The organism is Pseudonocardia xinjiangensis (assembly GCF_012911925.1).
Classification (GTDB): Bacteria; Actinomycetota; Actinomycetes; order Mycobacteriales; family Pseudonocardiaceae; genus Pseudonocardia; species Pseudonocardia xinjiangensis.
This window is the reverse complement of record NZ_JAAXKY010000082.1, coordinates 1-20,135: the sequence shown is the minus strand read 5'-3', so window position 1 is coordinate 20,135 and position 20,135 is coordinate 1. Positions and strand designations below refer to the sequence as shown.

The 20,135-nt window shown below is 74.2% G+C and carries 21 protein-coding genes; 13 read left to right on the top strand and 8 right to left on the bottom strand.

Going from position 1 to position 20,135, the window contains the following annotated elements; translation table 11 throughout:
- The first annotated feature begins 26 nt into the window (after positions 1-26).
- Positions 27-1,124 (top strand): sensor domain-containing diguanylate cyclase, encoded by a 1,098-nt coding sequence (locus HF577_RS22805; RefSeq protein ID WP_169397971.1) that lies wholly within the window; start codon positions 27-29, stop codon positions 1,122-1,124.
- A 16-nt stretch (positions 1,125-1,140) separates the two neighbouring features.
- Here the strand turns inward: HF577_RS22805 and HF577_RS22800 are convergent, their stop codons facing one another.
- Positions 1,141-2,106, bottom strand: coding sequence for a GlxA family transcriptional regulator (locus tag HF577_RS22800; RefSeq protein ID WP_169397970.1), 966 nt, complete (start codon positions 2,104-2,106; stop codon positions 1,141-1,143).
- Positions 2,107-2,191: 85 nt separating this feature from the next.
- Between HF577_RS22800 and HF577_RS22795 the strand changes: the two genes are divergently transcribed.
- Positions 2,192-2,362: a hypothetical protein gene (locus HF577_RS22795; RefSeq protein ID WP_169397969.1), complete on the top strand. Its 171-nt coding sequence runs from the start codon at positions 2,192-2,194 to the stop codon at positions 2,360-2,362.
- Between the two features lie 10 nt (positions 2,363-2,372).
- Here the strand turns inward: HF577_RS22795 and HF577_RS22790 are convergent, their stop codons facing one another.
- Positions 2,373-3,428, bottom strand: a complete 1,056-nt coding sequence (locus HF577_RS22790; RefSeq protein WP_211174694.1) for a winged helix DNA-binding domain-containing protein — start codon at positions 3,426-3,428, stop codon at positions 2,373-2,375.
- 123 nt (positions 3,429-3,551) lie between these two features.
- Here HF577_RS22790 and HF577_RS22785 point away from each other — a divergent pair, with 123 nt between their 5' ends.
- From HF577_RS22785 to HF577_RS39355, 6 genes are all read left to right on the top strand, one after another.
- On the top strand, positions 3,552-4,496 hold the full coding sequence (locus HF577_RS22785; RefSeq protein ID WP_169397968.1) for an ABC transporter ATP-binding protein: 945 nt from the start codon (positions 3,552-3,554) through the stop codon (positions 4,494-4,496).
- Positions 4,493-5,272: an ABC transporter permease gene (locus tag HF577_RS22780; RefSeq protein ID WP_169397967.1), complete on the top strand. Its 780-nt coding sequence runs from the start codon at positions 4,493-4,495 to the stop codon at positions 5,270-5,272. Before HF577_RS22785 ends, HF577_RS22780 begins: the two co-directional genes overlap by 4 nt.
- Positions 5,269-6,375 carry a sensor histidine kinase gene (locus HF577_RS22775; protein WP_169397966.1) on the top strand — a complete coding sequence of 369 codons (1,107 nt, stop codon included), beginning with the start codon at positions 5,269-5,271 and terminating at the stop codon, positions 6,373-6,375. The genes HF577_RS22780 and HF577_RS22775 overlap by 4 nt, the downstream gene beginning before the upstream one ends.
- Positions 6,372-6,992 carry a response regulator transcription factor gene (locus HF577_RS22770; RefSeq protein WP_211174693.1) on the top strand — a complete coding sequence of 207 codons (621 nt, stop codon included), beginning with the start codon at positions 6,372-6,374 and terminating at the stop codon, positions 6,990-6,992. Before HF577_RS22775 ends, HF577_RS22770 begins: the two co-directional genes overlap by 4 nt.
- 167 nt (positions 6,993-7,159) lie before the next feature.
- The gene (locus tag HF577_RS22765) at positions 7,160-8,371 is read left to right on the top strand and encodes a cupin domain-containing protein (RefSeq protein ID WP_169397965.1); all 1,212 of its coding nucleotides are present in this window, start codon (positions 7,160-7,162) and stop codon (positions 8,369-8,371) included.
- Positions 8,368-8,736, top strand: coding sequence for a DUF488 domain-containing protein (locus HF577_RS39355; protein WP_169397964.1), 369 nt, complete (start codon positions 8,368-8,370; stop codon positions 8,734-8,736). The genes HF577_RS22765 and HF577_RS39355 overlap by 4 nt, the downstream gene beginning before the upstream one ends.
- Before the next feature lie 11 nt (positions 8,737-8,747).
- Here HF577_RS39355 and HF577_RS22755 read toward each other — a convergent pair whose 3' ends face one another.
- The 4 genes from HF577_RS22755 to pcaB form a co-directional block, all read right to left on the bottom strand.
- Positions 8,748-10,091: an NtaA/DmoA family FMN-dependent monooxygenase gene (locus HF577_RS22755; RefSeq protein WP_169397963.1), complete on the bottom strand. Its 1,344-nt coding sequence runs from the start codon at positions 10,089-10,091 to the stop codon at positions 8,748-8,750.
- The gene (locus tag HF577_RS22750) at positions 10,088-11,224 is read right to left on the bottom strand and encodes an LLM class flavin-dependent oxidoreductase (RefSeq protein ID WP_169397962.1); all 1,137 of its coding nucleotides are present in this window, start codon (positions 11,222-11,224) and stop codon (positions 10,088-10,090) included. The genes HF577_RS22755 and HF577_RS22750 overlap by 4 nt, the downstream gene beginning before the upstream one ends.
- Before the next feature lie 87 nt (positions 11,225-11,311).
- Entirely contained in the window at positions 11,312-12,073 is a 762-nt protein-coding gene (locus HF577_RS22745) for an IclR family transcriptional regulator domain-containing protein (RefSeq protein ID WP_312859306.1), read from the bottom strand.
- Between the two features lie 112 nt (positions 12,074-12,185).
- Positions 12,186-13,313 (bottom strand): 3-carboxy-cis,cis-muconate cycloisomerase, encoded by a 1,128-nt coding sequence (gene pcaB / locus HF577_RS22740; RefSeq protein ID WP_169397960.1) that lies wholly within the window; start codon positions 13,311-13,313, stop codon positions 12,186-12,188.
- A gap of 179 nt (positions 13,314-13,492) precedes the next feature.
- Here pcaB and HF577_RS22735 point away from each other — a divergent pair, with 179 nt between their 5' ends.
- A complete protein-coding gene (locus tag HF577_RS22735; protein ID WP_169397985.1) occupies positions 13,493-14,257 on the top strand; it encodes a CoA transferase subunit A in 765 nt (254 codons plus the stop codon).
- Positions 14,254-14,898: a CoA transferase subunit B gene (locus HF577_RS22730; RefSeq protein ID WP_169397959.1), complete on the top strand. Its 645-nt coding sequence runs from the start codon at positions 14,254-14,256 to the stop codon at positions 14,896-14,898. The genes HF577_RS22735 and HF577_RS22730 overlap by 4 nt, the downstream gene beginning before the upstream one ends.
- 85 nt (positions 14,899-14,983) lie before the next feature.
- On the opposite strand, the gene HF577_RS22725 is transcribed toward HF577_RS22730, so the two are convergent.
- Both HF577_RS22725 and HF577_RS22720 read right to left on the bottom strand, forming a co-directional pair.
- On the bottom strand, positions 14,984-16,171 hold the full coding sequence (locus HF577_RS22725) for a cytochrome P450 family protein (RefSeq protein ID WP_169397958.1): 1,188 nt from the start codon (positions 16,169-16,171) through the stop codon (positions 14,984-14,986).
- Positions 16,172-16,211: 40 nt separating this feature from the next.
- Positions 16,212-17,345: an NAD(P)/FAD-dependent oxidoreductase gene (locus HF577_RS22720; RefSeq protein WP_169397957.1), complete on the bottom strand. Its 1,134-nt coding sequence runs from the start codon at positions 17,343-17,345 to the stop codon at positions 16,212-16,214.
- Between the two features lie 211 nt (positions 17,346-17,556).
- Here HF577_RS22720 and HF577_RS22715 point away from each other — a divergent pair, with 211 nt between their 5' ends.
- The 3 genes from HF577_RS22715 to HF577_RS22705 all read left to right on the top strand — a co-directional run bounded on the left by HF577_RS22715 (position 17,557) and on the right by HF577_RS22705 (position 20,087).
- The gene (locus HF577_RS22715; protein ID WP_169397956.1) at positions 17,557-17,790 is read left to right on the top strand and encodes a hypothetical protein; all 234 of its coding nucleotides are present in this window, start codon (positions 17,557-17,559) and stop codon (positions 17,788-17,790) included.
- A gap of 139 nt (positions 17,791-17,929) precedes the next feature.
- A complete protein-coding gene (locus HF577_RS39350; RefSeq protein WP_312859304.1) occupies positions 17,930-18,634 on the top strand; it encodes a 4'-phosphopantetheinyl transferase family protein in 705 nt (234 codons plus the stop codon).
- Between the two features lie 67 nt (positions 18,635-18,701).
- Complete coding sequence (locus tag HF577_RS22705) at positions 18,702-20,087, top strand: DNA polymerase IV (RefSeq protein ID WP_312859303.1); 1,386 nt, start codon at positions 18,702-18,704, stop codon at positions 20,085-20,087.
- Positions 20,088-20,135 lie beyond the last annotated feature (48 nt).

Below are 20,135 nucleotides of genomic sequence, written 5' to 3'. Positions count from 1 at the left end.
CGTCGGGGGGGCTACCCTCCCGCCTCGTGGACCGTAGCGGGACCGGCGAGCTTCTCGGCAAGCCTGTGCTCATCGAGCTGTCACACGCCATCGAGCAGTTCGCCCTTGCTGCGGCCCCCGGCGAGCCACTGATCGTCATCGCGATGTTCCAGAAGCACTCCTACTTCGAGCGCGCCAAGGCCGTCTACCAGGAGATCGCTGCCCACGGGGCCCTCACGGTGATCGGGATGGCGGAGGACGCCGTACCGCCGATGCCACCCGGGGTGGCGCCCGCGCTGCTCCCGGCGACCGACCCCCTCACCCGCGAGTGGAGCGTCACCGTTCTCGGTCCGCACGGGGGCGCCACCCTCACCGCCACCGACCTGGAGACGGTCGATCCCGTCGCCCGGACGATCGAGGAGGGCCGCACGTTCCGCGGCCGGTGGTCCTTCCGCCGGGAGGACGCCATCCGGGCGGTCCTCCGGCTGCGTTCCCGGCTCCGGCTGCCCGCGCCCGTCGTGGCCCGGATGGACGAGATCCTGCAGGCCGTGCAGCTCGTGACCGAGCCCTCCTACCAGGACTGGTGGGGCGTCCCCGCCCGCTACCTCGCCGACCGCATGGAGGCCGCGGTCCGGGCCCGCACCGCGGCGGAGGTGGCGCTCGAAGCCGTGGCGGAGGACAGCGGGGAGCGCGATCCGCGCACGGGCCTCTACACCGAGAAGTTCCTGCAGCGGTGGACCGCCGGGCTCGGCGCCGGCACGTTGCCGATCGGGCTGGCCCTGCTGCGGGTGTTCGGTATCGCCGAGGTCCGGGCCGACTACGGGCTGCGCGCCGAGCTCGCCGCCCTCCACGGCGTGAGCGAATGCGTGCAGGACCTGCTCACGAGCGTCGACCGGGTGGTGCGGATCGGCCGCGAGGACTTCCTCGTGGTGCTCCCGTCCTGGCCCCCGGAGAAGGTCATGTGGTTCTGCCAGGAGGTCTGCGAGCGCGTGGCGCGCCTCGAGGACGTCTACCCGTTCATCGCGCTGCCCGGGGTCGCGGCGGCCACCGTCACCCGCAACCGGCCGCTGCCGATCCCGCAGCTCGTGCACCAGGTCGAGCTCGGCGGCCGCGCGTCCGAGCCGGTGAGCCTGCTCGCCGACTGACCCGCCCGCCGGGCGCTCAGTGGCCCGCCACCGCCGCGCGCAGGGTGAACGTTCGCCGGTAGTCGGCCGGCGCCACCCCCACGACCTTGCGGAAGTGGTGGCGCAGCAGCGCCCCGCTCCCGAAACCGCTGCGCTCGGCGACGTCGTCGATGCCGAGATCGGTGTCCTCGAGCAGCCGCTGCGCGCGCAGCACCCGCTGCAGTGTGAGCCAGCGGTGCGGCGTGGTGCCGGTCTCGGCCACGAAGCGACGGGCGAAGCTGCGGTCCGACATGCGCGCCCGCCGGGCCAGGTCACTGACCGTGTGCTCGACCTCGAGGTGGTCGATCACCCAGTCCAGCACCGGGGCGAGGCCGTCGGACGAACACTGCGGCACCGGCTGCTCCACGAACTGCCGCTGCCCGCCGTCGCGTTGCGGGGGCACGACCATGCGGCGGGCGATCAGGTTGACGACGGCGCTGCCCAGCTCCCGGCGTACCAGGTGCAGGCAGGCGTCGATGCCGGCCGCCGTGCCTGCGCTGGTGATGAGGTCGCCGTCGTCGACGAACAGCACGTCGGGGTCGACCTGGGCCAGCGGGTGGCGCTCGCGCAGCTCGTCGACGTTCATCCAGTGCGTGGTGCACGAGCGGCCGTCGAGCAGGCCGGCGGCTCCGAGCACGAACGCTCCGGAACACACGCTGAGCATCGTGCTTCCACTCGCCGCCGCCTCGCGCAGCGCGTCGAGCACCGGTTCGGGGAAGGTCCGCAGCCGGGTGGCCCCGACCGCGACGAGGTCGGCGTCGCGCAGCCCGTCGAGGCCGTACTCGGGGACGACGCTCATCCCGACGGTGGTGGAGACCGGCTCACCCGCTGCGGGACCGCACACCCTCAGCTCGAACGGCGGCACGCCGTCGGCGGTGCGGTCGACACCGAACACCTCGCAGATGGTGCCGAACTCGAACGGCGAGACCTCGGGAAGCACCAGTGCGGCGACGGTGGACAGCATGGCGACAGCATAGTGGCAGGATGTTTGCTCTGATAGGCACGTCTGCCACTGTTGGCAGGAACTAGAGCGGCGAATACTTCCTGCCATGGCTACCGCAATCATCGTCCTGCTCGCCGTCGCCGTCGCCGTGGCGATCTCGATCGCGCGTCCGGGCGGGCGCGTGACGTCGTCCGTCCCGGTGGACCGCGACCGCGAGCGAGAGCTCGCCGAGCTGCGTGCGCTACCCGGCTACCACTCCGACATCCGCCTGCCCTGACGCGCCGGCCTCACCCGCCCGCGTAGAACTCCGTGAGGCGCTCGCCCTCGTCGTGCAGCTCGTCGAGCACGGCACGGGGCAGCACCTGGAACGGCTCGCAGCGAACGGAACCCTCGACGTAGCGCCAGGTGCCCGCCACCCGGCCGTCGACGAGGAACGTGGGCACCGACTGGGGCATCGTCTTGCCGAAGACCAGCGGCCGGTACTCCTCCGGGAGGATCTGCGTGCGCCGCGCGTGCACGAGCAGGACCGCCTCCCACTGGCCCAGGAACCGCACGGGCGCGGGGGCGTCGGCCGGCGGCAACGGGGCGCCGGGCAGGTCGAACAGCTCACCGCCCGACTCGTCGCGGAAGCGCCGCGGCTCGAGCCGCTCCAGCACCCTGCGCGCACCCGTGACCGTCCATCCGCAGAAGGACGAGATGTCCTTGGCCGACGCGGGGCCGAAGCCCTCGAGATAGCGCCGGACCAGCAGCTCCTCGCCCTCCTCCACCGACGGCAGGGACGCGGGTAGGGGCACCGTGTGCTCCGCGAGCCCGTAGACGTGGGCCCGCGGCGTGCCCCAGGTGCCCGCAGGCGGCACGCGCACCAGTTCGAGCCAGAGCTGGACGCCGGACCACACCTCACGCGGGAACCCGTCGGCCGCCAGGAGCCGCTGGATCTCGGCCTGCTTGAGCGGCCCGTCGGCCAGATACCCCCGCACGGCATCGGCGACCTTGCCCATGTCGATCCCGCTGCCCCCGTGGGCGCGGACCCACCACACGCGGCGGGGGGCCCGCACCGCGGCGATGAGGGGCCAGTAGTCGGACGCCGAGAGCATGTGGATCGTGCAGCGCATCGCCCAGCCCTGCACGACGGTGCCGCTCGTCAGGGCGTCGGTGAGCAGCTCCCGGCGGAAGCCCGTGACCCGCGACCACAGCCCGATGTAGCCCGACGGCGAGTACTGCGTCTGCAGGCCGCCGACCTGCTCGACGGCCCGCTCCGGCGGCAGCGCGGACCGCTCGAGCAGGAGCTGGCGCGCGAGGACCGCGCGGTTGAGCTCATCGGTGGTCAGCACGCGCTCCGCCATGCCCCGGAGTGTGCCCGGCGCCCCCGACAACCTCGTGATCGAGCACGAACGTGACTTTTGTCAGGCCGGGGCCCTGACTGCGCCCACTGCCACAGCAGGGCGGAACCCGGCACCGTCAACGCCATGATCGACGTCCTGCAGATCGCCGGCGCCCACCACCGGTACGGCGCCCTCACCGCCCTCGACTCGGTGGACATGACCGTCCGGGCCGGCGAGTGCGTGGCACTCCTCGGCCCGAACGGCGCGGGCAAGACCACACTCGTCGGGCTGGCCACGGGACTGCTGGCCCCCCAGTCGGGGCAGGTCCGCGTGTGCGGCGGCGACCCCCGCCGGGCGGCGACGCGGCGGCATCTCGGCGTGGTCCAGCAGTCGATGGGCTTCCCGCGCACCCTCACCGTCGCCGAGCTCGTACGGGGTGCGGCGGTGCGGGCCGGGCGGCCTGCCACCGCGGCCGGACCGGTGCTCGCCGAGGTCGGGATCACCGACCTGCAGCGCAGGCGGGCCGGAAAGCTCTCGGGGGGTCAGCAGCAGCGGGTGGCGCTGGCGATGGCCCTGGTCGGTGACCCGACCCTGCTCCTGCTCGACGAGCCGACCGTCGGGCTGGACATCACCTCACGGCGCGCGTTCTGGCGCACGATCGCCGCCCGCCGCGACGCCGGCGCGGGGATCCTGCTGACCACGCACATCGTGGAGGAGGCCGCCGCCGTCGCCGACCGGGTGGTGGTGCTGCACCGGGGGCACGTCGTGGCCGCCGACACCCCGGCCGGGCTCACCGCCCGCCTGCCCGACCGCACGATCGTCGCCCGCACCGGCGTGGCGGACAGCGTGCTGCGGACACTGCCCGGCGTCCTGTCCGTGACCACGGACGGCGACCGCGTCCAGGTGGCCACGGCCGCGCCGGAGGACGTGCTGCGCCGATGGCTGGTGCTCGACGAACAGCTCACCGACCTGCGGGTGGAGGGCGCGGGGCTGGAACAGGCTCTGCTCGCGCTCACCGGGGACGCGACGAGCGGCGACAACACGACAGGCAACAACACGACGGGCGACAAGGTGGAGGTGCGGGCATGACCGCGATCGAGACGGGACCGACGTCCCCGCTGGCACCGGGCCTGCGGGTCTTGGGCGTCGAGGTGGCCGACGGGGTGCGGGCCATCCTGCGGGAGCCCACCGCGCTGTTCTTCTCGGTGCTGTTCCCGGTGATGTTCTTCGCGCTGTTCGCGTCGCTGTTCGGCAACCAGCCGTCCGCGTCCGGGCTGCCGACGGCCGCGACCATGCTGGCCACCTTCGGGACGTTCGGCGTCGTCTCGGTGATGCTGCTCAGCCCGGGCGTGGCCGTGGCCGAGGACCGGACGAGCGGCTGGCTGCGGGTGAAGAAGGTGTCGGCGGCCCCGATCGGCACGACCATCGCCGCCAAGGTGATCTCCGCGTTGCCCTACGCGCTGGCCGTCGTGCTCGCGATCAGCGGCGTCTCGCTGCTCGTGGCGGGACCGGTGCTCGACCTCGGCACGTGGCTGCGGCTCGTGGGCGTGCTGCTGCTCGGCGGCCTCCCGTTCACCCTGCTCGGGCTCGCCGTCGGCTTCGTCGCCTCCTCGAACGCGACGGCGGCCGTGCTGAACGCGGTGTACCTGCCGATGGTGGTGGCGTCGGGCCTGTGGTTCCCGCTGGACATGATGCCGGGGTTCGTGCAGGCGCTCGCGCCGTTCCTGCCGACCTACCACCTCGCCCAGCTCGCGCTGGCCCAGCTCACCGGAGCCGACGCGTTGGGGAACCTGCTCGCGCTGCTGCTCACCACGGCGATCAGTGCGGTGCTGGCCGGTTGGGCCTACCGTAATCTCCGCGTATGACCGCGGAGCCCGGCAGTGCGGGGGTCGCAGTCCGCGGGCAGGCTCCGCTGCGGACGTCCACCCTCTGGCACCTGGTCTGGCTGGGCATGCTGCTCTTCCAACCGCTGTACGACGACCGGAACCGGCCCTTGCAGTGGGCGGTGGCCCTCGCCGTGGTCGTCGTGTTCCTCCCGATCTACGTTCTCGCGCACCGCGGTCCCGGCCCGGTCCGGCGCTGGGCGCTGGTGACGACCACCGTGCTGGGTGTCCTGGCCGCGCCGGTCAACTCGGGCGCGAGCGTGCTCTTCGTCTACGCCGCTGCATTCGCCGGGAGCGGCCGGACGCGGCGGGTCGCCCGGTGGTGGCTCGCCGGGCTCACGGCGCTCGTCGTGGTGCTGGTGCTGCTCTCCTCGATCCCGATGCCCTGGCGCCTCTGGGCGTTCGCGCCGTCCCTCGTGCTCGTCTGGGTGGTCGGGCTCGTCACGATCGAGGAGATCGAGGAGGGCCGTGCGAACCGCATCCACAACGCCAGGGTGGAACACCTGGCCACCCTGTCGGAGCGGGAGCGGATCTCCCGCGACCTGCACGACCTGCTCGGACAGACCCTCACCGGCATCGTCGTGCGCTCCCAGCTCGCGCAGCGCCTCGCCCGCACCGACGCCGAGGCCGGGATCGCCGAGATGGCGGAGGTGGAGCAGGCCGCACGTGCCGCGCTCACGGAGGTGCGGGCCACCGTGTCCGGCTGGCGGCAGGTCGACCTCGACGACGAGCTGGCCGTGTCCCGCAGCGCACTGACCGCCGCTGGCGTGACGCTCGAGGTCACGCGCGAACCCGGGCTGGTGCTCACCCCGTCGGCCGAGACCGCGCTGGGCCTGGCCCTGCGGGAGGGCGTCACCAACGTGGTGCGCCACGCCGACGCCCGGCACTGCACGGTCACGCTGCACCGCGTCGGCGGGCGGGTGGTGCTGGAGGTCGCCGACGACGGGGTGGGCGGCGAGACACCGGACGGCAACGGGCTCACCGGGATGCGCGAGCGGATCGCGGCGCTGGGCGGCGAGGTGCAGCGCCGCGCCCGTGGCGGCACGGCGCTCACCGTCACCGTGCCGGCGGCGGTGGCCACATGACGGGGCGGGCGAGCGTGATCCGGCTGGTACTCGCGGAGGACCAGGGCATGGTGCTCGGCGCCTTCGCCCGGCTGCTGTCGTTCGAGCCGGACCTCGAGGTGGTGGCCACGGCCACCGACGGCACGCAAGCGTTGGCCGCCGTCGAGGAGCACGACCCGGACGTGCTGGTCACCGACGTCGAGATGCCCGGCCTCAGCGGCCTGGACGTGGCCGCCGAGCTGCACCGCATGCGGGCCCGCACCCGGCTGGTGATCGTCACGACCTTCGCGCGCTCGGGCTACCTGCGCCGGGCCCTGGAGAGCGGCGTGTCGGGGTACGTGCTCAAGGACGCGCCAGTCGACCAGCTCGTCGACACCGTCCGCCGGGTGCACGCCGGGCAGCGGGTGGTGGACCCGGCGCTCGCCGTCGCCGCGTGGGACGGCGCCGACCCGATGACCGACCGCGAGCGCGACGTGCTCCGCCTCGCCGCCGAGGGGCTGCCCAACAGCGACATCGCCGCGCACCTGCACCTGGCCGAGGGCACGGTGCGCAACTACCTCTCGACGGCCATCACGAAGCTCGGGGTGCGCAACCGGATCGAGGCCGCGCGGGTGGCCCGCGACCGGGGCTGGCTGTAGGCCACGGCATCGCTCGGCGATGCAGGAGGTGCCACCGGCGGCCGAAGTCCAGTCATTCTGCTCAAGCGAGGAACCCGGCGCCGGGGTGAGGTGGTGGCGTGAGGACCGCAGCGCCGGCCGGGTGACGGCACGGCCCGGTCGCCGGCGCGAGGTGGAGGAGCCAGCCGATGGAACCCCAGGTACCAGCACCGCACCACGAGACACCGAGCTTCGGCGATCCGGACCTCCCGCCCGAGGGCGAGATCAACACCCTCGACCACCCGGCGAGCACCACCATGAAAGGCCCGCGGAACCCGGTCATCGAGAGCCAGTTCCCGAACCACATGCACGCGCCCGCCACCGACATCAGCTCGCAGCCGTTCTTCTGGTCCTCGTTCAACATCTCCCCCCGACGCGTGCAGGAGGGCGGCTGGGCACGCGAGCTCACCCAGTCCGACTTCGCGATCTCGGACGAGATCGCCGGCGTCAACATGTACCTCGAGGCGGGCGGCATCCGGGAGCTCCACTGGCACCAGACCGCCGAGTGGGCCCTGATGACCGAGGGGCGCTGCCGGATCACCACGCTGAGCCGCACCGGACGGCCGAGCGTGGACGACGTCGAGGCGGGCGACCTGTGGTTCTTCCCGGCCGGCCTGCCGCACTCGCTGCAAGGGCGCGGGCCCGACGGAGCGGAGTTCGTCCTCGCGTTCGACGACGGTCAGCAGTCGGAGAGCAACACGCTGCTGCTGACCGACTGGTTCGCCCACACCCCGCCGGACGTGCTCGCCAAGAACTTCGGCGTCGCCCAGGAGGTCTTCACGGACATCCCGCTGCACAACCTCTGGATCTTCCCCGGCGACGAACCCGGAGATCTGGCCGCGGACCAGGAGGCGGCAGGCGTGGAGTGGGGCGCGACCGAGGCCGTGATCTTCCGCCTGTCGCGCTCCGAGGCGCGCTACCGCAACAGCGGCGGGAGCATCCAGGTCGCCGACAGCACCAACTTCCCCGCCGCACGGTCGGTCGCTGCCGCACTCAACATCATCCAGCCCGGCTCGATGCGGGAACTGCACTGGCACCCGAACGCCGACGAGTGGCAGTACTACCTGCGCGGGCAGGGCCGCATGACGGTCTTCAACACCGGGCCGCACGCCAACACGTCGGACTTCCGTGCGGGCGACGTCGGCGTGGTGCGCCGGAACCTCGGTCACTACGTCGAGAACACCGGGGACGACGTCCTGATCTACGTCGAGACCTTCCGCAGCGACCACTACGAGGAGGTCTCGCTCGCGAACTGGCTCGCCCACGTCCCGCCGTCGCTGGTGTCGGCACATCTCAACATCTCCGAGGAGACGCTCGCGACGTTCCCGCGCGAGACCCAGGGCATCACCCCACTGCGGTGAGGCCTGCCGGAGCGGTGCGGGTGCGCCGCATCTACGACCCCGTCACCGAGCAGGACGGCGTCCGCGTGCTGGTCGACCGGCTCTGGCCGCGGGGCATGAGCAAGGCCAGGGCGCGGATCGACGAGTGGTGCGGACACGTCGCCCCATCCACCGAGCTGCGCCGGTGGTACGGCCACGACCCCGAGCTCTTCACCGAGTTCGGGCGTCGGTACCGGGAGGAGCTCGGGAGCGGTGAGCAGGAGTCCGCCCTCGCGCACCTGGCAGAGCTCGCGCAGGGCCGGACCCTGACGCTGCTGACGGCCAGCAAGGACCCCGCGATCAGTGAGGCCGCGGTCCTGGCCGAACTCCTGGAGGGTCCGTCCTGACCGCGGTGGGTTCAGGCTCGGGGGCGGGCCAGGCCGAGGTGGTGGCGCAGGGTCGGCCCGGTGTACTCGGTACGGAAGCTGCCCCGGTCCTGCAGCTCCGGCACCACCTTCTCGACGAACTCGTCGAGCCCGCCGGGGACCAGGTGCGGGATGAGGATGAAGCCGTCGCAGGCGTTCTCCTGCACGTAGGTGTCCATCTGCTCGGCCACCTGCCGCGGGGTGCCGACGAACGACTGCCGGGCGGTGGTCTCGATGATCAGCTCCCGGATTGAGAGGCCGCCCTTCGCCTCGGCGAGCTCCCGCCACTGCCGGGCCACGGCCGCCGGGTCCTTCTCGTGCCGCACCCGGCCGCGCGTGATCGACGTGCCGTCCGGGTCCGGGTCGACGTCGGGCAGCGGGCCGTCGGGGTCGTACGCCGACAGGTCGCGGCCCCACACCTGTTCGAGGAACGCGATCGCGGTCTGCGGGCTCACCTGGGCGCGCCGGACCCGGTCGGCCACCTCCTCCGCGTCCTCCGCGGTGTCGCCGAGCGCGAACGTGGTGGCCGGCAGGATCGTGACGTCCCGCTCGGCCCGGCCGTAGCGCGGGAGCCTGCCCTTGAGGTCGCGGTAGAAGGCCTGTCCCGCCTCGAGCGTGCCGTGCCGGGAGAAGATCGCGTCGGCGGTGCGGGCCCCGAACTCCCGGCCCGCGTCCGAGTCGCCGGACTGGATCAGCACCGGGTGCCCCTGCGGCGTCGGCGGGAGCGAGAACCGTCCGGAGAACGAGAACTGCTCGCCCCGGTGCTCGACGACCGGCACCGCACCGTCACGCACGAAGACGCCGCGCTCCCGGTCGGCCACCACCGCGTCCTCCGCCCAGGACAGCCACAGCTCCCGGGTCGCGTCGAGGATCTCCTGCGCGCGGTCGTAGCGCTGCTCGGGCGCCAGGAACCCGCCGCGGCGGAAGTTCTCGCCGGTGAAGGCGTCCGAGCTGGTGACGAGGTTCCAGGCGGCCCGGCCACCGGAGAGATGGTCGAGCGACGCCAGCTGCTTCGCCAGCTCGTAGGGCTCGTTGAACGTGGTGTTGAGGGTGCCCCCGAGGCCCAGGTGCGTGGTGACGGCGGCGATCGCGTTCAGCACGGTGAGCGTGTCGGGGCGCCCCACCACGTCGAGGTCGTGGATCCGGCCGCGGTGCTCGCGCAGCCGCAGCCCCTCGGCGAGGAACAGGAAGTCGAACAGGCCCCGCTCGGCGGTCTGCGCGAAGTGCACGAACGAGGCGAAGTCGGTCTGGCTGCCGGACTCCGGGTCGCTCCAGACGGTGGTGTTGTTGACCCCCGGGAAGTGTGCGGCCAGGTGGATCTGCTTCGTGGCGGTCACGCGCGCGCTCCCTCGAACCGGTTCGCCGGGCGGGCGAGGCCGAAGCGGTCGCGCAGCGTGGCACCGGGCGCGACCGGGGTCCGCAGGCCGCGGTCGGCGAGCCGGGGAGCCACGTCAGCGGCGATCGCCCGCACCCCGCTCGGCAGCGCGAGCGGCACGGCGGTGACGCCGTCGGCAGCGCCGCCCGCCACGGCGTCGGTGATCACGTCGACCAGCGTGGCCGCCGTGTCGACGACCCGCAGCGAGGACGGGGCGAGCTCGCGGTGGGCGTCGAGCGCGTCGAGCTCGCGGCGGGCGCTCCCGGCGTCGGCGCCCAGCAGCACCTCCACGTCGAGCAGCACGGCGACCGCGTCCGGGTCCCGGCCCGCCGCGGCCACCGCCGCGCGCACCCGCTCCCGCGCGGTGTGGGCCGTCGCCAGGTCGGCGGCGGCGACGCGGACCACGTCGGCCCGGGCCGCGGCCACAGCGAGTGCCTCCGGTTCGTCACCGCGCACCACGACCAGCGGGTGGGCCTGCGGGCTGCGCGGCGTGATCGAGGGGCCCTTCACCGAGAAGAACTCACCGCTGAAGTCGATGTAGTGCAGCTTGTCGCGGTCGACGTAGCGGCCGGTGGCGACGTCGCGGATCACGGCGTCGTCCTCCCAGGAGTCCCACAGCGCCACCACGACGTCGACGACCTCGACGGCCTCCCGCCACAGCTCGGCGGGCGGCGCGGCCGGCTTGCGGCCGAACAGCTCCGCCTCCGCGGCCGTCCGCGAGACGACGGGCTCCCAGCCGGCCCGGCCGGAGGACACCAGGTCCAGCGTGGCGATCGCCTTGGAGACGTGGAACGGCTCGGTATGGGTGACGGTCACCGTGGGCACCAGCCCGACACCGGGGACGACCGGCGCCACCCGCGCGGCGATCGCCACCGCGTCCAGGCGCAGCGGCACCAGCCGCGGGTCGGCCGACGGTGGGGCGAGGGAGTCGGGCACGGCGAGGAAGTCGGCACCGGCCCGGGCGGCGAGCCGCGCCAGCCCGACGTGGTACGGCGCTGTGAGCAGGGCGTCCGGTTGAGCGTCCGGCCGCAGCCACGCCGCCGGGTGCCGACCCGCTCCCGACACCTCCACCGCCAGGTACGTACTGCGCCCCATGAGTGCCCTCCGGTGGCTCGCGTCGGCCCGTTCCTCGTTCGAACCCGGTGCCGCTGCCGGGGCATTCCCCCCGGCCGGGCGGAGGTGTCAGCGCGGGGTCCGGTCGCCCGCGGTGATGTCGGCCTCGATGGCGGACGCGCACGCCCGCAGCGCCGGGAGGACCTCACGCACGACGTCCCGCGAGCCCGCCCTGGTGCTGACGTTCGCCGCAGCCACCACGGCGCCGCCCGGGCCGCGCACCGGGACGGAGATCGAGCGCAGCCCCAGCTCCAGCTCCTGGTCCACCACGCAGAACCCGGCCTCGCGGACCGCGTCGAGCTCGCGGGCGAGCGCCGCCGGGTCGGTGAGGGTGCGGTCCGTCAGGGGCTGCGGTCGCAGTGCCGCCAGCCGGTCCGCCCGCTCCTCGGGCGGGAGGGCGGCCAGCAGCACCCGGCCCATCGACGTGACGTAGGCCGGCAGCCGGGTGCCGATCGTGATAGCGACGGTCATGATCCGCGAGGTGGGCACCCGGGCGACGTAGACCACGTCACCACCGTCGAGCACCGAGACCGACGCCGACTCCTGCACCTCCCGGACCAGCGCCTCCAGGTGCGGCGCGGCGATCTCGGGCAGCGACAGGCTGGAGAGGTAGGAGTAGCCCAGCTCCAGCACCCGCGGGGTGAGCGCGAAGATCCGTCCGTCGGAGCGGACGTAGCCGAGCTCGGTGAGGGTGTGCAGGAAGCGCCGGGTGGCGGCGCGCGGCAGCCCGGTGCGGCGGGCGACCTCGCTCAGGGTCTGCTCGGGGTGATCCGCGTCGAAGGCCCGGATGACGGCGAGTCCCCTGGCGAGCGAGCGGACGTGTTCGGTCACCACGGCGCCCCCGTCCTGCTCGTGGCGGGGCGCGGCGGCGTGGCACCGGGCCGGGCGACTCGCGCGCGCGAACCGGGCGACTCGCGGGCGGATTCTGGGCGACTCGCGGGGGTCACGGCCGGTCCGCGAGCAACCGGTCCACCAGGTCGGCGGCGTGGCCGGGCGAGGGGTCCGTCCCGCTGGTGAGCGCGAGGTTCGCGGCCATCCGGTCCGGGTGGACCACCAGGCCCTTCAGGCAGGTCCGCAGCCGGGCCGCGGCGCCGCCGGTGGCCCGCAGGAGCTCGCCGAGCGTCTGCCACTCGGCGTGCCAGGCTCCCGCCGCGCGCTGGTGCTCGTGGTCGGCCGCGGCGAGCAGCACCGCGGCCAGGCCGGGGGCGCGCCGGGCCGCCCCCCGCGCCGTGATCGCGGCGATCGGGTTGCGCTTGTGCGGCATCGACGACGAGTCGCCCGGCGCGGCCTCGGACACCTCGCCGAGCTCCGTCCCGGCGAGCAGGACCACGTCCGTGGCCGGCTTCGCGCAGGCGCCTGCGGCCACGGCCAGCGCGCCAGCCAGCTCGCCGATCCGGGTGCGCTCGGTGTGCCACGGCGGGGTGTCGGAGAGCCCGAGGCTCGCCGCGAGCGACGCCGCCACGGCAGGGCCGTGCGGGTGCAGCGCCGCGAGGGTGCCGGCAGCCCCGCCGAGCTGGACGGGCAACGCGGAGAAGGGACGCGCGAGCCCGGCTGTGGCCCGGTCCAGGCCCGCGCACCACCCGGCCGCGACGAGGCCGAACGTCGTGGGCAGGGCCTGCTGTCCGAGCGTGCGGGCGATCATGGGGGTGGTCCGGTGCGCGGCGGCCAGTGCCGCGGCGGCGTCGGCGGCACCGCGCAGGTCGTCGAGCACGATCTCGCCCGCCCACCCGGTGAGGAGCACGGCGGCGGTGTCCATGACGTCCTGGCTCGTGGCGCCGGGGTGCACGGATCGCCCGGCCTCCCCCGCAGCCTCCCGCAGCAGCCTGACCAGCGGGATCACCGGGTTCCCGCCCTCCACGGCCGCCCGCCCGAGCTCCGCGGGGTCGATCCGCAGGTCGCCGGCCACCGCGGCGATGCGTGCGGCGTCGGCCGCGGGGACGACCCCGTGCTCGGCCGCGGCCCGGGCCAACGCCACCTCGACGGCGACGAGCGCGGCCACCCAGGAGGCGTCGTCGAGCCGGGCCGCCACCCGGTCGGCCCCGAACACCGGGTCGAACAGCGCACTGGACATGAGGCGGAACCGTACGGGCCGCGCGCCGCGGCACCGGTACCCACCCAGGTTCAGGAAAGCCACGTTGCTGCCCTCTCCGGGCAGGAAAGTGGCTTTCCTGAACTTGCCCGACACTCGCCCGTGTTCGCTCTGCGAACGGTTGTGCGTTGAGCGCACACCGTTCTAGTGTCGGGTCCGTGATGGACAAGGTGGTCGCGACCGCGGCCGAGGCGGTGGCCGACGTCCCCGACGGCGCGTCGCTCGCGGTGGGTGGGTTCGGGATGTCCGGCGTCCCCGCCGCGTTGATCGCGGCGCTGCTGGACCAGGGCGCCACCGACCTGGAGACGATCAGCAACAACCTCGGCATCGACGGGTTCGGCCTGGGCACACTGCTCGCCGCCGGCCGGATCCGCCGCACGATCGGCTCCTACGTGGGCAACAACAAGGAGTTTGCCCGCCAGTACCTGGCCGGGGAGATCGAGCTGGAGCTCACACCGCAGGGCACGCTCGCCGAGCGGCTGCGGGCGGGTGGCGCCGGCATCCCCGCGTTCTTCACCCCCGCGGGCGTGGGCACCCAGGTCGCCGACGGAGGCCTGCCGTGGCGCCACGACGCCGACGGCGGGGTGGCCGTGCGCTCGCCCCGCAAGGAGGTCCGTGAGTTCGGCGGGCGCTCCTACGTGCTGGAGGAGGCGATCGTCCCCGACTTCGCACTGGTGCACGCCTGGAAGGGCGACCGGCACGGCAACCTCGTCTACCGCCGCAGCTCCCGCAACTTCAACCCCGTCTGCGCCGCCGCCGGCCGGATCACCATCGCCCAGGTGGAGCACCTCGTCGAGCCCGGGGAGATCGACCCCGACGCCGTGCACACCCCGGGCATCCAGGTGCAGCGCGTGGTGCACGTGCCCGACGCCGACAAGCCCGTCGAGTTCCGGACGGTGCGCGCCCCGAACGTGGAGACAGCATGAGCCTCACCCGTGACCAGCTCGCCGCGCGGGTGGCCACCGAGCTGCCCGACGGCTCCTACGTCAACCTCGGGATCGGCATGCCGACGCTCGTGCCCGGCTTCATCCCGACCGGACGCACGGTCGTGCTGCACTCCGAGAACGGGATCCTCGGTGTCGGCCCCTACCCGACCGACGACGAGGTGGACCCCGACCTCATCAACGCGGGCAAGGAGACCGTCACCGTGCTGCCGGGGGCGTCCTACTTCGACTCGGCCGCGAGCTTCGGCATGATCCGGGGCGGGCACGTGGACGTCGCCGTGCTGGGTGCGATGCAGGTCAGCGCCCTTGGCGACCTCGCCAACTGGGCGGTGCCCGGCAAGATGATCAAGGGCATGGGCGGCGCCATGGATCTCGTCCACGGCGCTCGCCGGGTGATCGTGATGATGGAGCACACCGCGCGCGACGGCTCACCCAAGATCGTGGCGGAGTGCACCCTGCCGCTCACCGGCGCCGCCTGCGTCGACCGGATCATCACCGACCTCGCCGTGATCGACGTGACGGACGACGGGCTCGCGCTCGTGGAGACCGCGCCGGGCGTCACCGCGGACGAGGTGCGCGCCGCCACCGGTGCTCCCCTGCACGACGGGCCGGCGGCGCGCTGATCGGTCCACGGGACCGCAGCGCTGCGGAACCCACCCACGAGTACTCCCCGGCGCGGTCACCCCTCGCCGTGCCGGGGAGCGCTCGTCAGGCGGACGGGCCGAGCTCCACCGGGAGGGTCCGGAGCCCGCGGACCAGCGTGCTGTGCCGGTACAGCAGCTCCTGCGGGTCGACGGCCAGCGCCAGCTCCGGGCGGCGTGCGAGCAGCAGCCCGAGGGCCTCCTGCCCCTCGATGCGCGCGAGCTGGGCGCCGAGACAGTGGTGCAGCCCGTGGCCGAACGCGACATGGCCCGCGGGGTCCCGGTCGACGCGCAGCTCCTCGGCGCCGTCGAAGCGGGCGGGGTCGCGGTTCGCCGCGGCCAGCGAGAGCGTGACGACCGACCGGGCCGGGATCGTCACGCCGGAGTACTCGACGTCCTCGGCGGCGACCCGCAGCGGGGTGCTGTGCACCGGGGAGTCCCAGCGCAGGAACTCCTCGACCGCCGAGGGCAGCAGGTCGGGGCGCTCCCGCAGCAGAGCGAGCTGCTCGGGGTGGGTGAGCAGGGCGAGCAAGCCGTTGCCGATCAGGTTGACGGTGGTCTCGTGCCCGGCGATGAGCAGCAACGTCGCCATCCCGATGAGCTCGCCCTCGGAGAGCCGGTCGCCGTCCTCGGCCACCTCGATCAGCCCGCTGATCAGGGCGTCGTCGGGGTGCGCGCGCTTCTCCGCGATGAGCCGGGAGAGGTACTCGAAGAGCTTCCCCGACGCGGCGTTCGACTCGTCGCGCGTCGACTCGTCGACCATCGTGTTGGACCAGGCCGCGAAGTCGTCGCGGTCATCGGCCGGCACGCCGAGGAGCTCGCAGATCACCAGCACGGGCAGCAGGAACGCGTACTCGGCCATGATGTCGACCCGGCCGGTCGGCGGCAGGGCGTCGAGGAGCTCGCCCGCGATCTGCTCGACGCGGGGGCGCAGCCCCTCCATGCGGCGCAGCGTGAACGAACGCGACACCAGCTTGCGCAGCCGGGTGTGGTCCGGCGGGTCCATCAGCAGCATCATCGGCATGGGCGACACGGGAGCGGCGGCCCGCTCCTCCGGCGGCAGCGTGTAGCGCCAGTCCTTGACCAGCCGTGGGTCGGCCAGCGCTGCCCGCACGTCGGCGTAGCGCGACAGCAGCCACACCGCGCCCTCCGGACGCTCCAGCCGGATCACCGGCTCGTCGGTGCGCAAGGTGCCGTATGCCGGGTACGGGTCGCGCCAGAAGGCGCCTTCGAAGAGCTCGAGGGTGGAGGTCAACGTTCTCCTTCAGGCGTCCCAAACGGATGTAAGCAGGAGCTTACAGGCGCGTCGGGGAGAACGTCGCCGGATCGAGGGGCACGTCCGCCGGTACCGGCTCCCCCGTGACGACGGCCGCGGCGAAGGCCGACAGCGCCGGAGCGGACTCGATGCCGGAACCGCCCTGGCCGGCGCAGAACCAGAAGCCCGGGTGGTCGGGCCAGGCCCCGACCACGGGACGCCGGTCGGGGACGAACGAGCGCAGCCCCGCCCAGCTGGTGCGCACCGAGCGCAGCCCGAGCCCGGTCACCGCCTCGACGCGTTCCAGCGCCGTCGCCACGTCGAGCTCGTCGGGCCTGACGTCGTGCGGCTCGACCGGCGTCTCGTCCGCCGGGCTCACCAGCAGCCCGTCGCCCTCCGGCTTGAAGTAGAACCGCTCGGCGGCCTCCCGGACCATCGGCACGCGCCCGTCCGGCACCCGAAGCCGGGCCGGGTCCGGCACGCGCACCACCGCGATCGTGCGCCGCAGCGGGACGAGCCCCACGCGCGGCACGCCGGCGAGCCCGGCCACGACGTCCGCCCACGCACCCGCGGCGTCGACGACGTCGGGCGTGTCGATCGGGCCGCCGGTTCCGGCGTGCACGCGCCAGCCGCTCCCGCTGCGCTCGATCGCCGTCACCCGGGCGGCCGCCCGCACCGTGCCGCCGCGGCGGCGCAGGCCGCGGACGTAGGCCTGGTGCAGCGCCTCGGTGTCCACGTCGGCCGCGCCCTCCACCACCGCTGCGGCCCGCACCAGGCCCGGCACGAGCATCGGGCACCGGCGCTCCGCCTCCGTCGGGTCGATCGACACCGGGGCACCGGGCTCCCCCGCCTGCTCCCCGAGCGTGGTGGTGAGCGCCGCCTCACCGGCCGCGTCCACCGCGACGTGCACGACGGGGCGCGGCGTCAGCAGCGGCGGCGCGTCCAGCTCGGCGGCGAGCCGGGCGAAGCGGGGCCCGCTCGCCACGATCAGCGCCCGGACGGGCCGCGTGCCGTGGCCGGGGATGTAGGTGGCCGCCGAGCGGGCCGTGGAGTGCCGGGCGAGCGCGGTCTCCGCCTCGAGCAGGACGACCGAGCGGCTGGCGGAGAGCTCGTAGGCGACCGACGCGCCCGCGATCCCCCCACCGATCACGACGACGTCAGCGGAGTGGGTCATGAACCCGACGGTAGTGCGGCCCGAAAACCCGTGGCGGCAGTGTCCGGTTTCTCCTACCGTTCCTCTCATGCGCCTGTAGTGACGACCGCCTCGCGCGGCACCGCGGCCCGGACCTTCGTCCGCGCCGCCCGTCCCAGCCACCCGGCCGGCCTGTCTCGGTCCAGCTGTTGCTGTTGCTGTGCCGGCTTCGTCCTACCTGCAGGAGGCACTCGTGCGTGATCCGTTGCTGTCCACCGTCGCCGGCGACACCGTCCTCGGCGACTCCACCGCCATCGTCGGCGGCGAACCGGTCCTCGACCCGGCCGCAGCGCCGCCGGCCAACCGCGCGGCCCGTCGCGGCCGCTCGGGCAAGCAGGCCCAGAACGGAGCCGTTCATCCCGGCTCCTCGGGCCGCGCCCGTGCGGCGCAGGGCCGCCGGATCAACCCTGTGCGTCGCACCGGTTGATCCGCTCCGGTACCGCCGGCCTCGCGTCCACGAGGCCGGCGGTACCCCGCGCACCCGGACACGTCCGCCGCGGCGCGGCCGGTGTCCATGTCGCGCTCGTTACCCCCGTCCCGGCCCGGCCGCATGTGACGATGGCAGCGTGACCATCGCGCGCAGCGACTCCGGAACCCGGGACACCACCGTCTGGTGGGCGGCGCCGGTGGCGCCGGAGTCCGCATACGGCCTGGTCGCGCTCCTCGACCCGCACGAGCGGGGCCGCCTGGAACGCTTCCGGATGCCTGCCGACCGCGCTCGCTACGTCGCCGCCCACGCACTCGCGCGGATCGTGCTGGCCGACGCCGTGGGGCGTCCCGCCGCGGATCTCGAGTTCGACCGCACCTGCCAGTGCGGGAAGCAGCACGGCAAACCCGTTCTTCCCGGGGGCCCGGGGTTCTCGCTCACCCATTCCGGCGACCTCGTCGGCGTGGCCGTCCACCCGGGCGGCCCGGTCGGTCTCGACGTCGAGCAGATCCGCGACCTCACCGAGCTGCCCGCGATGGCCGCGCACGTCTGCTCACCGGCCGAGTCCGTATCCGACCCGAGGTCCTTCTTCGCGCTGTGGACGCGCAAGGAGGCGCTGCTCAAGGCCACCGGCAGCGGCCTGTCCAGCCCGATGACGGCGATCACCCTGGGGCCGTCGGGGGTGCGGGAGTGGACCGGGGACGGCGCACCGTCCGAGCCGGTGTGGCTCCGGGACCTGCACCCCGGCGACGGGTACCCGGCCGCGGTGGCCGGGTTCGGCGCGGCGCCACCCCGGGTGGTCGAGGCCGACGGCAACGCGGTGTTGCACGCCGGAGTGGGCTGAATCCCGATCCGTCGCCGCACGAGACCGGCCGCACGAGACTGTCGGGGGGCTCGGGGATGATGGGGCCGTGGGCGCGCGGTGGGTGCTGCACCTCGACATGGACGCGTTCTTCGCCTCTGCCGAGCAGCTCACCCGTCCCACGCTGCGCGAGCGTCCGGTGCTGGTGGGCGGGCTCGGTCCGCGTGCCGTGGTGGCCGGGGCCAGCTACCAGGCACGGGTGTTCGGGGCGCGCTCGGCCATGCCCATGGGTCAGGCCCGCAGGCTCTGCCCGCACGCCGTGGTGCTGCCGGCCCGGTTCGGGCTCTACCGGGCGCTCAGCGAGCGGGTGATGAGCGTCCTCGCCGACGCCGCGCCGGTGCTCGAGCCGGTCTCGGTGGACGAGGCGTTCCTGGAGCCTCCGGCGCTGGCGGGCGCCTCGGCGGCCGAGGTCGAGCGGTTCGGCACGGATCTGCGGGCGGCGGTCCACGCCGCCACCGGGCTCGCCGCCTCCGTCGGCGCCGGGTCGGGCAAGCAGCTCGCCAAGATCGCGTCCGAGCTCGCCAAGCCCGACGGGCTGCGGGTCGTGGCGCCCGACGAGGAGCAGGCGGTGCTCGCGCCGCTGCCGGTGCGCGCCCTGTGGGGCGTGGGACCGGTGGCCGAGGCCGGTCTGCACCGGCTCGGCGTGCACACCATCGGTCAGCTGGCCGCCATGGATCTGCGGGAGCTGACCGGCCTGCTGGGCACCGCGATCGGGATGGAGCTGCACCGCCTCGCCCGCGGCGTCGACGACCGGCCCGTCGCGCCGAGGGGCGCGGCGAAGCAGGTGAGCGCCGAGACCACCTTCGACACCGACCTCACCGCCATGACCGCCGTGCACGACGCCGTCGCCCGGATGACACAGGCGGCGCACCGGCGGCTCGTGGAGTCGGGGCGCGCCGCCCGCACCGTCACGGTCAAGGTGCGCAGCGCCGACTTCACCACGTCGAGCCGCTCCGAGACGGCCGGCAGCGGGAGCACCGACCTCCCCACGCTCACCGCGGTCGCCCAGCGGCTGGCCCGCGCCGCTGTACCCGAGGGCGGGGTCCGGCTGATCGGGGTGTCACTGGCCGGGCTCATCGACGACCCGCCGCCCGCGCTGTTCGAGGCCGTCCGCTTCGACGCCGACGCCGCCCGGCCCGAGCCCGATCCCGGTCCGAGCCCCACCGGATCGGCCCCGGTGGACCCCGCCGTCCCCGCGCCCGATGACCCGGACCCGCTCCCGGACCCGTCCCCGGCGGACGCGCTGAGCCAGGCGTGGCGCCCAGGCGACGACGTGCGCCACCCCGAGCACGGCCACGGCTGGGTGCAGGGCGCCGGCCACGGCCGCGTCACCGTCCGGTTCGAGACGCGCAGCACCGGCCCGGGCCGGGCCCGCACCTTCGCCGCCGCCGACCCCGACCTCGTCCGGGCCGACCCGCTGGGCAGCCTGGACTGACCAGGCACGGCCCGACCCCACCCCCGGAACCGCGCACGAACCGGGCGA